14 protein-coding genes are annotated in these 12671 nt (G+C 42.9%); 13 read left to right on the top strand and 1 reads right to left on the bottom strand.

All coding sequences use genetic code 11. The features are described from left to right. The first annotated feature begins 271 nt into the window (after nt 1-271). Both ddp1 and mobP1 read left to right on the top strand, forming a co-directional pair. Complete coding sequence (ddp1, locus tag ACKWMY_RS24935; RefSeq protein WP_074031978.1) at nt 272-829, top strand: DNA distortion polypeptide 1; 558 nt, start codon at nt 272-274, stop codon at nt 827-829. Continuing rightward, a complete protein-coding gene (mobP1, locus tag ACKWMY_RS24930) occupies nt 819-1964 on the top strand; it encodes a MobP1 family relaxase (protein ID WP_409487254.1) in 1146 nt (381 codons plus the stop codon). Before ddp1 ends, mobP1 begins: the two co-directional genes overlap by 11 nt. Before the next feature lie 480 nt (nt 1965-2444). On the opposite strand, the gene ACKWMY_RS24925 is transcribed toward mobP1, so the two are convergent. Beyond that, a complete protein-coding gene (locus ACKWMY_RS24925) occupies nt 2445-2726 on the bottom strand; it encodes a helix-turn-helix domain-containing protein (protein WP_074031980.1) in 282 nt (93 codons plus the stop codon). A 220-nt stretch (nt 2727-2946) separates the two neighbouring features. Between ACKWMY_RS24925 and ACKWMY_RS24920 the strand changes: the two genes are divergently transcribed. The 11 genes from ACKWMY_RS24920 to virB10 all read left to right on the top strand — a co-directional run bounded on the left by ACKWMY_RS24920 (nt 2947) and on the right by virB10 (nt 12671). Next, nucleotides 2947-3414, top strand: a complete 468-nt coding sequence (locus ACKWMY_RS24920; protein ID WP_074031981.1) for a transcription termination/antitermination NusG family protein — start codon at nt 2947-2949, stop codon at nt 3412-3414. Nucleotides 3415-3495: 81 nt separating this feature from the next. Beyond that, nucleotides 3496-3720 carry a hypothetical protein gene (locus tag ACKWMY_RS24915; RefSeq protein ID WP_074031982.1) on the top strand — a complete coding sequence of 75 codons (225 nt, stop codon included), beginning with the start codon at nt 3496-3498 and terminating at the stop codon, nt 3718-3720. 122 nt (nt 3721-3842) lie between these two features. Next, entirely contained in the window at nt 3843-4478 is a 636-nt protein-coding gene (locus tag ACKWMY_RS24910) for a lytic transglycosylase domain-containing protein (RefSeq protein ID WP_074031983.1), read from the top strand. 10 nt (nt 4479-4488) lie between these two features. Next, nucleotides 4489-4779, top strand: a complete 291-nt coding sequence (locus ACKWMY_RS24905) for a TrbC/VirB2 family protein (RefSeq protein ID WP_409487253.1) — start codon at nt 4489-4491, stop codon at nt 4777-4779. Between the two features lie 17 nt (nt 4780-4796). After that, nucleotides 4797-7541 carry a VirB3 family type IV secretion system protein gene (locus ACKWMY_RS24900; protein ID WP_409487252.1) on the top strand — a complete coding sequence of 915 codons (2745 nt, stop codon included), beginning with the start codon at nt 4797-4799 and terminating at the stop codon, nt 7539-7541. A 10-nt stretch (nt 7542-7551) separates the two neighbouring features. Next, entirely contained in the window at nt 7552-8283 is a 732-nt protein-coding gene (locus tag ACKWMY_RS24895) for a type IV secretion system protein (protein ID WP_409487251.1), read from the top strand. Next, nucleotides 8280-8528, top strand: a complete 249-nt coding sequence (locus ACKWMY_RS24890) for an EexN family lipoprotein (RefSeq protein ID WP_409487250.1) — start codon at nt 8280-8282, stop codon at nt 8526-8528. Before ACKWMY_RS24895 ends, ACKWMY_RS24890 begins: the two co-directional genes overlap by 4 nt. A 51-nt stretch (nt 8529-8579) precedes the next feature. Next, the gene (locus tag ACKWMY_RS24885; RefSeq protein ID WP_409487249.1) at nt 8580-9629 is read left to right on the top strand and encodes a type IV secretion system protein; all 1050 of its coding nucleotides are present in this window, start codon (nt 8580-8582) and stop codon (nt 9627-9629) included. 171 nt (nt 9630-9800) lie between these two features. Then, nucleotides 9801-10487, top strand: a complete 687-nt coding sequence (locus tag ACKWMY_RS24880) for a virB8 family protein (RefSeq protein ID WP_409487248.1) — start codon at nt 9801-9803, stop codon at nt 10485-10487. Next, nucleotides 10484-11398, top strand: coding sequence for a TrbG/VirB9 family P-type conjugative transfer protein (locus tag ACKWMY_RS24875; protein WP_256714439.1), 915 nt, complete (start codon nt 10484-10486; stop codon nt 11396-11398). The genes ACKWMY_RS24880 and ACKWMY_RS24875 overlap by 4 nt, the downstream gene beginning before the upstream one ends. Next, the gene (virB10, locus tag ACKWMY_RS24870) at nt 11391-12671 is read left to right on the top strand and encodes a VirB10/TraB/TrbI family type IV secretion system protein (protein ID WP_409487247.1); all 1281 of its coding nucleotides are present in this window, start codon (nt 11391-11393) and stop codon (nt 12669-12671) included. Before ACKWMY_RS24875 ends, virB10 begins: the two co-directional genes overlap by 8 nt.

The raw sequence follows: 12671 nt of genomic DNA, 5'->3' as shown, positions 1-12671 counted from the left end.
TTCTAACGCACTTGCAACGGTGAGCGGCCAGGTTGACGCATTGCGTCGGCCTTGGCGTGATTTCCGTTGTCTTGATGGTTTCGCGTAGCGAAAACATCTAGATGCGTTAACTCACTGCTTTATCAGCGAATAATAAAATTAATCAGCAGTATGTGGGCGGTTAGCGGGCTTGCAAAGGATCACAAGTCGAGGCAAAATAGGCGAATTAGCCACATATGACGTCATTTTATTCCGTATATGTAGCAATTTGCCACGCTGCCGGAGGCTCTCGATGAAGGATGAAAGCAAAAAAATACAAATACGGTTAGACCGCGAAGCTGACACGATTTTAAAATCAGAAGCCGCAAAAGCTGGACTCACTCCTGCTTCATTATTAAAAAAGATCGCCATGACAATTATAACTAATAATGAGGCATTCAGCTATGATGCAAAGGATTTTGACTTTGCTGATAACTCTGAAAAATTGAATGTAAAGGTTAGCCTAGAACTCAAAGAAAAATTACAAATTGAGGCTGTTAAAAATGGATGGTCTTTATCAAAGGAATCAAGGTTTAGATTGGCATCATCATTAAGAAGCGATCCGGCTCTTTACCCGGATGAAGTTGCCGAGCTCAGACGTGCGCGAAATGCTGTAGATGTAGTAGGGCGAAACCTTCACTATATTATTTCAAAAAAACAAATGTTAACTATAAACGATGACGGTTTTTGGGAAGACGTTAAACGGCTTAATGCTAATATTGAAGCTTTAAAGTCACAGGTCGATAACTTGACTACATTGGGTATAAATAGAAGCAATTATCGTAAAAGAGGTGCGCGTAATGGGCGTTAGTATTGATAAAGAGTATAAAATCAAGAAAGCCCGAAGTGAAAGAGCAGCGAAAAATCCGCTTGCTCATAAAGCAAGGAATGGTGGTACGGCTTATCATAAGACCGTGAAGCAGCGCATAACCTCCAAGGGTGCTAGTCGTGAAGTGATGGTTAAGATAACCGGCAATGCCAAAACAGCCAAGGGTATAAAAAACTCTATAAATTATATTAGCCGTGAGTCAGAATTAAAATTGAGAGATGATGAAGGGCGTGAATACGAAGGTGGAAGTGATATAACGGACGCTAACGACTATATGATTTCTCCAGAAGATCGGCTAAGAATCGATGATGATAAAAACCCAAATATCTCTCATAACATGATGTTTAACACTAATGCAGTTGTAGGTGTTTCCCAGGAAGATATGCTTGATGCCGTTCAGAACGTAATTAAAGAAAAATACCCTGATAACCGATTCATCATGGCTTATCACAACGATACAGATAATCCACATGTTCATGTGGTTATGCGCATCCCTGATAATTCAGGCGTTAGGATTAACATCCGCAAAGCTGATTTGCGAGATTTACGTTCTGGATTTGCACAGAAACTACAGAACAAAGGTTATAACGTCAAAGCAACTCATAAACATGATTTTGCCCTGAAACATAATTTAAAATCAGAACCTGATCGCACCCGTGATCTTTATGAAGTGGTGGATTTTGGCAGAACACATTTCAAAAATGACCCTAAAAATAAGCGCCAAAACTTCATTCAACTGAAAACAATAAAGGGCGGTAAAGAGGTTACTATTTGGGGAACGAATCTTCCTGGTGAGCTGCTGCGAGAAAAGGTGAATAAGGGCAGCGTCATAAAGATAAAAAAAGAAGGTGAAACGACCGTAAAAGTCCCGTTGTTCGACAAACAAGGAGAGGTGAAGGGCTATAAAGAAACAAAACGGAATAATTGGATTATAGAGAATAAGGGTGTCATGGGTATCGATCGCCATGTCAACTTCAACAAGGTTGAAGTGCTCAGCGACCCGCAGAGGGCTATCAAGCAAGGCATGAGCATTAGGCAGTTCCAGGATGCCAAGATGAGTATCATGAAGCAGAATCAGGAAAAAGTGGGTGTTCGAGTCGGCTTCTTCAAACTCTAAGGTAAACTGCCTAGTCAGTTACAGAAATGCTCTAAATCCAATCAGTAATATATCTAATATATGTTTTTTGTAATATATTTTATATTTTGTAATAATCCTGTTTTTACATATTTTATAGGTGGGTTTTGAAAAATCATATTTCTCACTTTTGTATGCAAGTTATTGATATTGATCGGTTAAGATTAGCGATACAATGATAAAGGAAAAAAGTATTTTTGTTTGCGTTGGGTGGTTGAGCTGATCGATTGATCTAGATATGCATTTACTAATGGTGATATCAACTGCATTTTGTGTATTACATAGAATAAATCGCTGTTTTCGCGTTAAAAAATGGCATAGTGCAATTGATTTTTATGCTTTCCTTGGCCGGAAGTTTTGATATTATATGAATGTAGCAGTATTTAGATAGTTAACAACATGATCGAGTCCCTCCTTCTTCCCCCTCATCTGGATCGGGAATGGCGTCAGCGTGGTATAACATCAATAGAATGTACGCGGCGGCATGGTAGGGTTGTTGATTTTGTCATACAGCGCTAAGACCTGGTTGGCAAAGCCATCATCATCGATATAGAAGTAGCATGTAGGGACGTCGAGGACTTTGGCGAATTGACGTGTCAATTCATAGGTAGGCCGGTTTGTACCATGCTCATATTTTGATATACGAGCCCGTGCAGAAACTTCATCCAGCCCACTGAGGACACCAAGTTTTTCCTGGGATAGACCAGCATACTTACGTGCTACCTTTAATCTCTTCGGAACCATTATAAAACCTGATAAGTAATGGAAACATGGGCACACGTTTACCATCACTTGTTATTTATAATGTTGCCTTTTTAGCAACACCAGAGAATCACCAAACAACAACGAGCGTTGCACATGCCATAGCTTCACATAATGCTGTATATGCGTACAGTTATGACGTGGCGCGTATTGGGGATATCCACCTGGATCGCCTTGGGCGTCAGCGTGGAAAGGAGGTTCTATGAAGGGTTGGTTTCTGCTTTACCACAGCCCGAAAGCGTACCAGCAAATCCTGGCTGGGTTTGAGCGCTTATCGGTCACACATTACACACCAAAGCTTACGGTCATCACCAAGAGGGCGGACAGTAAAACAAGCGTTAGAATCAATCAGCGCCCTTTGTTCCCTGCTTACCTTTTCTTGCACTTCGATCCGGAGGTGGTTCACACCACTAAAATCACGCAGCTCATAGGTGTGAACGAGTTTGTAAAAATTGGAGGAAAAATTCGCCCCTTACCAGAATCCGTCATCGATGGTCTACGGTATCTAGAACTGGCGAAAGTTGATCAAAGTGACCAATCGACATCTTACAGTAATGTGCCTGACGAACTCATGGCAAAACTGGAAGAGATTAACGGACAGAGCGAACCTGTTAATCGAATGGCTTCTCTCATCAGCTTTCTGGATGGTTTCGTCAGAAACGCGCATTAATATCTTTTTCAAAAGCCTCATTTATACAACACCGTTGGTTTTTATCAACGGTGTTTCTTTTCATCCTTATCAGGAGTATCCATGTCATCTAACCCAGGCCTTGATCGAATAAAAAAACCTTCTTCGGCGGGAGGCGTCATTTATATCGGCGCTGCCCGAAAGCAAGTTGTAGAAAAGCTAGCCATTGAAGTGTCATTTATGACGGGAAAACAAATAACAACGGCTCAATTCTTCCAATATCTTATCGATCAGCAAGGCGAGAGAGTAAAGAACGATATTATTAAGGCGTTCAGTAGAGAAGAATAAAAGCCGCTACCATTTGGAGCGACTATGCATTTAATTATTAGATACACATGGCATTCTATTTTCATTGCCCTGCTTTTTTTCTGGTCAATCCCATTATATATTTTATTTAGATAGAGGTTGTTATGATTTCAGCCACAACATTTATCGCACTTGCGATGCAGTGCGCGGCCACTGTACACCCTGATACAGCGATGGATGTTGTTAGGGTGGAGTCTGGCTTTAATCCCTATGCAATTGCAGAAATAATTCCAAAAGACCTCAGAAAGAAAAACGGCAAAAGCGTCATAACCTATCTGCCTAGTAATAAGGCGGAAGCGCTGTCTATCGTAAAATCAATTGAGTCTAAAAAACGGCGATACTCAGTGGGGTTGATGCAAATAACAAGTTCCAATTTTAAGAAGTTTAATGTTAATGCCGAAAAGTTATTCAATCCGTGTATTAACTTGGCTGTGTTCGAAAAAATCATCACCGACTGCTACATCAGGGGAGAAACGCTCAAGAATGCTTTGAGTTGCTATTACTCCGGGAATTTTATAACCGGGAATAAAAAGGAGTCTGAATTCAATCAGACGAGTTACGTAGAACGTATTGGCTATCTCGATTCACCAGGGAAAAAATATATTGTACCCAGCACTAAGGAAGATAAGGGGGATGTAAAGAAAGAGGAAGTAGGCGAGAAAGGAAAGGCATCGAATGAACCGACCATCATATATCCATCACGTCTTATTCGTGGTGATTTACAACTTTCAAAAACTTAAAGGAAATTCTATGTTCGCTAAAAAAAAACTGTCCACTATCAATACCGTTATTCTGTTCGCTTTGATTTCCGTTAGCGTCAATGCGAACGCTGCCAACGGTTTTGATAAAGTGAACACGATGCTGAATGCGGTCATCGCGGGGTTGCACACCATTGCTATCGCGACTGCAACCCTGGCTGGTCTATGGGTTGGTTTCAAAGTGTTCTTTGATGGCCGCTCTCTGATGGAAATGAAGAACGTCATCATAGGTGCCGCTATTGTTATTGGTATCTCTGAGTTCGTGGCCTTGGTCATTTCCTAATTAAGCAAGGGGTAACTATGGCTACCGTTTTTAAAGCACTAACCAGACCTCCGCTATTAATAGGGGTGCCTGTTGCCCCTGCTTTAATAGTTTTTTTTGCTCTTTTCATGATTGGTCTTATTTTTACTAAGTTCATCTGGGCGTTGATCCCCATTGTCTTTATTTTCATGCGAAGGAAAACATCTAAAGATGAGCATTACTTTGACTTGTTGTTTCTTTGGATAAAAACAAAGGGGAATGCAGTCATTAATAAGTTTTACGGCGTGACAACGATAAGTTGCCAAAACTATGACGCCGTTGATGTTACGGAGTTTATAGAGGCTATGAAGTTAAATCAAAGAGCGCCATTGGAAACAATAATTCCCTACTCGTCACATATAGACAAGGAGATTATTAAAAATCGCAAGTCTGATTTGGTTGCAACATGGGAAGTTGATGGTGAGCCGTTTGAATGCCAAACTCAAGATGTGTTAGATATGTTGGCTACTCAACTCAATAAAGGGATCGTGTCGTACTCAGGTGAGGCCGTAACTTTCTATACGCATAAGGTGCGCCGTAAATTTTACGATCACTTCGACTCATCATCTGGTAATGCTTTTGCTGATAAAGTGTCCTTACTCTATTATGCAGGTATAAAAGCCAAACCTTTCTATCGGACTAGCATTTTCGTGACATTGTGCTTTATTCCGTTCAATAAAGAAGAGAAGGTAGAGAGAAAAACGAAGGGTGACCGCTTTAAAAAGAAAACGCAGCATGACGCCATTTTAAGAATGAACGAATTGCGTTCTTCGGTTGAAAGCATGTTACAGCGCTACCGACCGAAAGCATTGGGGTTATTCGAAAAAAACAACCGTGTCTACTCTTCGCAGCTTAGTTTTTACAACTATCTCATCACTGGAGATTGGCAAGATGTTTTAGTCAATAACACGCCATTTTATGAGTTAATTGGCAATGCTGACATTTTTATTAGTTCTGACTCAGCACAAGCTAATAATTTTGATCGACGTCGTTATTTCCGTTCTATCGAAATCAAGGGTTTTACAAAGTTAACTGAACCGGGATTGTTAGATTCACTTCTATACGAACCTGTTGAATATGTGCTTACTCAATCCTTTACTAGCATGACAAAGGCTGAGGCGAAAAAAGCCATCAATGACCAGGAAAAACGGCTTCAAAGCACTCAAGACGATGCTGTAGAAGAAAAGGAAGATCTCGAAATAGCCAAGAGTATGCTTACCTCTGGGGATATCAGTTTTGGGCTGTATCATTACTCTCTGATTGTATATGCAGACTCGTTAGAACAACTGGTTAAAGATACCAACCAAATCCGCTCAACGCTTACAGATATCGGCCTGATCGTAACGCTGTCAACGTTGTCGTTGTCGGCTGCATTCTGCGCTCAATTGCCTGGTGTTTACCACTTGAGGCCGCGCTTGGTGCCGGTGAGTAGCCAGAACTTTGTTGAGCTCACTTCTTTCCATTCGGTGATGAGTGGGAAAAGGGATAAAACCCCCTGGGGTGAAGCCATTGTCATTGCCAAAACCAACAGCCAGGCACCGTACTATCTGAATGTTCACAACTCAATGCTGGGGCAGGATGATTTCAACCGTAAGACAACAGGTAACGTTAAGATCATTGGTACAACAGGCTCAGGTAAAACAGTCCTGCTTACATTTTTGCAAAATGCGTTTCAGAAGTACGCAAATCCTGAGAGCTTTTCTCCACAGGCTAAAAATAAGCGCATGACTACGGTGTATTTCGATAAAGACCGTGGGGCTGAACTCAACGTAAGAGCGCTTGGTGGTGAATATTTTCGTGTAAAAGCGGGTGAATCAACGGGCTGGAACCCGTTCAAGCTGGAACCGACTAAGCGTAACCGTGTTTTTGTCAAAAACTTGATGAAACTGATAGTTACTCGACGTGGTGAAGTATTAACTGCCAGGCAAGAAATAGACTTGTACCAAGCGGTCGATGATGTGATGGACTTGCCAAAAGAACTGCGATCTTTTGGCATTACACGCGTACTTGAAAACCTCAATGAATCAACTACTGTTGAAGCACAGGAAAATGGGTTATGTATACGTTTGTCGCAATGGGCAAAGGGAGCCGATTTTGGTTGGGTCTTTGATAACGATGTGGACTCATTTGATATTAGCAATATTGATAATTTTGGTATCGATGGCACGGAGTTTCTCGATGATGAAGATACGCGTTCCCCGATAGCGTTTTACCTCCTTTATCGTGTTACCAGTTTGCTGGATGGTCGAAGACTGGTTCTTATTCTCGATGAGTTTTGGAAGTGGCTGGCAAATGATGCTTTTGCTGACTTTGTATATAACAAGCTTAAAACCATTCGTAAGTTAAACGGTGTCGTTATTTTCGCAACACAATCTTTGGATGAGGTATTAAAACATAAAATATCCAAAGCCACGCTTGAGCAGACCTCAACGGATATTTATTTGGCGAATCCTGCGGCAGACTACAATGATTATGTTGAAGGTGCTAAGGTAGACCCGGTGCATTTTGAAATTATTAAGAATATTGATCCGGAATCACGGCAGTTTTTAATCGTTAAAACTGCTTTGCGCAAAGGGGATGTGCAAAAGTTTGCTGCACTGGTTTCTTTTGATTTATCGTGCTTGGGCGTTTATACAAAAGTATTAAGTGGTAGTGAAGATAATCTAGAAATATTTGACTCTATTTTCCAACCGGGTATGAAGCCAGATCAGTGGCTGGATGCCTATCTTAACTTAGCTTTATAAGGTGAATGAAATGGCTAAGCGTAAATTAATCGCTGGTTTCGTTATTGCTGCTGTATTAAGTGGTTCTTTGCCTGTTTATGCAAGCGGCATTCCGGTTATCGATGCTGCGGCTATGGCAGCAAATGCAAAACAGTGGGCGACAGAGGCACGGCAGTGGATGGATACCGCCCAGCACTACCGCTCTCAAATCCAGGCTTACAAAGATCAGCTCATGACGGCAACCGGGTTGCGGGATATTCAAGGCTTGGTCGCTCAGGGGCAAAGCCTGAAAAACGATATCGTCAACCTTCAAAAGCAAGGGATCAGCTTAAATGATCTGTTGACGTCGAACAGTGCTCCAACTGGGGCGCTGGATAGTCTTTATAATAAGTATAAAGACTTTGATGTATGCGACGTGAAGCAAGCACAAAGCTACATCAATATCTGCAAGCAAGAAACAGTCAACAAGGTATGGGCGATTGAGCAGACCACCGAAGTACAGGGTAAAATCAACACCGCGCTCAATGACATTGCTTCTTTGTCCAGTCGCATCGCCGGTTCGAAGGATTCGAAAGAATCACAAGACCTGGCTAACGCCATCCAGGCGAAAAGCGTTCAGCTCAACGTGCTCTCAAATCAATGGGAAATGAACATGAAGGCATCGGAGCAGCGTGATAAGCTGTTGCAACAGAAACGCGAAAAAGCGTTTCGGCAGCAACAAATAAATGCACCGTTACCTACATTTGGAGATTTGGGGTCATGAAGAAGATTATTTATATAGGAGTTGTATCGATCTTTGTTGGAGTTCTCTCGGGATGTAATGATGAACCAAAATCGGAAGCTTGGTACAAAAGCCATCCAGAAGAAACGTTCAATGTATATAAGGAATGTATTGATTCTGGAGAGGCAAGTCAAAACTGTGAGAACGCCAGAAAGGCCGCTATTAGTTTTGCTCGTTCTGGTAATGCTGAACTGGAAAATAAATTCCTACCACTAATGCGAAAGTAGATAGAACAATTTAGCCCTGAATTTTCAGGGCTGATTTCTTAGGAGATACTTATGCCTGGCGAAGCCACAGATTTTTTCCAATCTATGGATAAACTTGTCATGAATACGATTGAAAGCTCAACCCAAGGTAAAATGGCTTTTTATGCTGGGCTTTTCTCTTCTCTGATTCAAGCTTCTATAACATTATATTTGCTTGTGCAAGGGTATCGTATTATGGCAGGTAAGCTTCAACGCCCCGTTGAAGACACTGTTTTTGAAGTGGGGAAGTTGGGGGTTATTATCGCATTCTTACAAAATGGAGGTGGACTCCTAGACCTTTCTATAAGCGCCTTAGAAGGGCTCAAAACAGGTTTATCCGGTTCTGATAACGCTTGGTTTTATCTTGATCAGTTATGGTTTAAAGCCCAGCAAATCAGTGGTACTCTTCTAGACTTAGACTCTTCAACTTACGTAAAAATGGAGGGCGGGATTGGTTCTATTCTTGTATGGTCTGGAGTCCTGGTGGCGTTATTATTAACAACGATTGTATTCTTAAGTGCTGAAATTACGATACTGCTATTAACAGTTACCGCCCCAGTGTTTATTTTTTGTTTGATGTTTGGCTTTTTAAGAACTATGTTTAATAACTGGTTACAGTCCATTTTTTCCTCAATCCTAACATTGATGTTTGCTACATTGGTTCTCTCATCTGGAATAAAGTATTTAAATGGGGTATTGGAAACCATAAAAGCATCAGCTAATGAGTCTAACCTAATTACAATGGGGGCTATGGCAGGTGCTGCTGGTGTTATATGTGCATTTGTAGTTTGGTTATCCTCCAAATTTGCTGCGCAATTAGCTGGTGTTGGCCTCGAAGGTGCTGTTCAAGGAATGGCTGCTGTGGGATTGTCGGTTGGTGCTTTTGGTGCAGCAAAAGCTGCTGGCGGTGTTGCTCGTGGAACTGTTAACGCTGGCCGTGGCACCATCGAAGGTTCTAAAGGAAAATCCTGGAAGCAAAGAGAGTCATCCGGGCTGTCTGCTGGAGCTGGCTATGGAACTGGTCGAGTTGGCCGTGCAGTCGTTCAAAAAGTCATTGCTCGGAATAATTCACGCGCGTCCTGATAACCATTAATCCACTTCACAGTAATTAAAATTTCCATTAGGTAATTCTCATGAATAAATTAATTGTCATGGTGCTTGTCTCCGTCTTAGCTGGCTGCGCTTCAAATTCCCCGTTACCACCATCTGCAACGGGTGAGTTGGTTCCTGTTAATTCGGTGGAGGTGTTCAATAATGTCTAAAGTTGCTGAGACGATAAAAACCGCTCAAGGATTCGAGAGAAAAAACATGGAGCGCGATGAGCGTGATAAAAAAGTTGGGTTTTTTATCGGTGCCGTTGGTGTGTTGATTGCCATTCTTTCTATTGTCGCCATCCTTATTTTAATTCCGTTAAAAGAAACCAAAATTAGTCTTTATATTTTGGATAAAGCAGCAGGTACTATTACTAAAGTCAGCGAGTTTACAGAAGAGAGCATTTCCGGGGACTTGGCTACTAATAAAGTTAATGCTGAAAACTACATTGAACTGCGCGAGCGCTATAACTATTTTTCATTACAAGACGATTATAACCGTGTTCAGGCTTATAATTCGGATGATGTGAATAAAGAGTATCTTTCAGTGTTTAATGGAAAAAACGCTCCTGATGTTATTTATCGCAATGCAGATAACACGGTTCGAATTAAAGTGATTTCAGATTTTATCACGGAGGCGACCAAACCTGACCTTCTTGCAACGATCCGTTTTAAGAAAACCATTCGTAATGTTAAATCGGGTATTGAGCGTGATGAGTATTGGGTTGCACGTTTCACGTTCCGCTACGTTCCGACAAAAGATCTCACAGAAGAGCAGCGTGACATCAACAAGCTGGGTTTTGTTGTTACCAGCTATGAAGCTGAAAAAGAAAACGGGGTAACGCCATGATGAAATATGGAGCCATAGCTCTGGTTTTGGGCGGCTTCCTGATGACGCAGACGGCCAATGCAGCCGTATCGCCCAGCAGTCGAGGCTATGACAGCAGAATGCAGCAGGTCAGCTACAACGCCTCTAACACGACGGTGATCACTGCCGGTGTCGGTTTCCTGTCTACATTGGTATTTGACGACGATGAAACAGTTCTTGATGCACGTCCGGGGTTGGAAAAGGGCTGGGACATTAAGAAAGACGCTAACCGGGTGTATATACGTGCCGTTCCTGTCACCCAGCCGGTTCCTGGTGAGAACGGCCAGCAGGTGAATCAGGTGTTCGAGCCGACAAGTAAGGATTGGGTGACTAACCTCTTTATTGTCACGACCAAGCGTTACTACAGCGTCGAACTGCACGTTCAGGAGCCCGGTAAGCCATCTGGAACGATTTCTTATGTGGTCAGCTACACCTACCCACAGGAAACTCGTGCCAAAGCCGCAAAAATGGAAGCAGCGCGACTTAAAGAGTTGCAGCAACAACAAGAAAACCAACGCATTGAGAAATCCCTGGCTAACGCGCAAGCGCCTCGTAATTGGGAATACTACATGCAGGTTGGTAAGGACAGCGGCATGATCACGCCAGATTTTGCCTATGACGATGGCCGGTTTACGTATATCGGCTTTTCACCTGTGAAAAAGCTCCCTGCTGCGTTTATGTATTCCAATGGGAAGGAAATTGCTACCAGCCCTGGTATTAAACAGAAAGGGAATTACAAAGTCATCGTGATCCCTCAAACCAACCCCTCGTTTGTTTTGCGTTATGGTAATGCAGTAATTGGCTTGGTTAATAAAGGTTTTGGAAAAGTCACGGTTAAAGATGGTACGACAGTTTCACCAAGCGTCGAACGTGTGGAGGTCAATAATGAGTAATGACAATAAAACGCCTGATGAAATCGAACAAGAGTTGCTGGAAAGAGAAGAAAAGCCGAGAAGTGAGACACCTCCAACACAACAGCGAGAAAAAACCGTCGCAGAAATAGAACAGGAACTTCGAGAGCGTCAAGAAAAAGAAGCGCGGGAAAATGATGTTGAAGACGAGGTGTTAACTCACCAGCCGGAAGTAATTAAACTCAAGAAAAGCAAAAAAGACCGTGTATTGAAAGGGATGTTTTTTTTCACTCTGGCTTTAATCATTGCGGCGGTTGTCGGACTTAAAATTTACCAAAAATATAAGTCGCCGGATAATACGGATAAGCAAGAGTCCGTTAAATCCACGGAGGGAAGCGTAAACCGCCGTAGCGATCTCGGACAGGGTGTTGACCCCTTCAAACAAGAAGATCCGCTTAAAGCAGAGGCGACAGTAACCACGCCTGAAGGAGAAGTCGTTGCCGCTAGGCCGGGCGCACCGTCACCGATGGTGTTCTCCAGGGCGCTGGCTGTTGTCAGTGATAGCGCCTCATCATCAAGTCAACCTGGTGGCTCTACGCGCAAACAGGAAACACAAGAGGACGACAAAGCAGACTCAGCATCATCATCTAAAGGTGGGGATGCGATCGCTGCGTCAGAGGGCGATGAGGGCGTTCTACAGGCGGTGAGGCGTATACCGTATAACCCAGATCTCTATTTACCGGAGAACACGCCGTTGCCGTGTGCACTGACTCGGCGGTTTATTTCAGACGTTGCCGGTAAGCTGCAATGCCAGTTGACGGAGGATGTGTATAGCGCCAGCAAGAATACCAAGCTGCTTGATAAAGGCACTGTAGCCACACTGGTCTATAAAACGGGCACCCTTCGCCACGGGCAGGCGCGTGCGTTCGTCATTGCGACCAAGCTGAGAACGCAACAGCCGCCGTTCCTGGATATCCCGCTTGTTGATACTGCTGCTGCGGGCGAGTTAGGTGAAGCAGGCATGGACGGCTGGGTAGATACACATTTCTATGACCGGTTTGTTGGGGCGATGATGCTGGGGATTATTCCCGACATTGCCAATGCCGCGACGGACAGCGCTGGTAAAAAAGACCGTAATACCGATTACACGGAAAACAGCCGTCAGGCGTTTGCTGATATGGCGAAAACCGCTTTTGAAAACAGTGTCAATATCCCACCAACGATTTACAAAAATCAGGGCGAGATCATCACGCTGGTAACAGGTAGGGATATCGATTTCTCTAAAATATACCGATTGCAGTATAAGCGGGGGTAA

It is taken from the genome of Serratia sp. J2 (assembly GCF_046269175.1).
Lineage (GTDB): Bacteria > Pseudomonadota > Gammaproteobacteria > Enterobacterales > Enterobacteriaceae > Chania > Chania fonticola_C.
The sequence above is the reverse complement of the archived record's forward strand: the minus strand, read 5'-3'. Positions and strand labels throughout refer to the sequence as shown.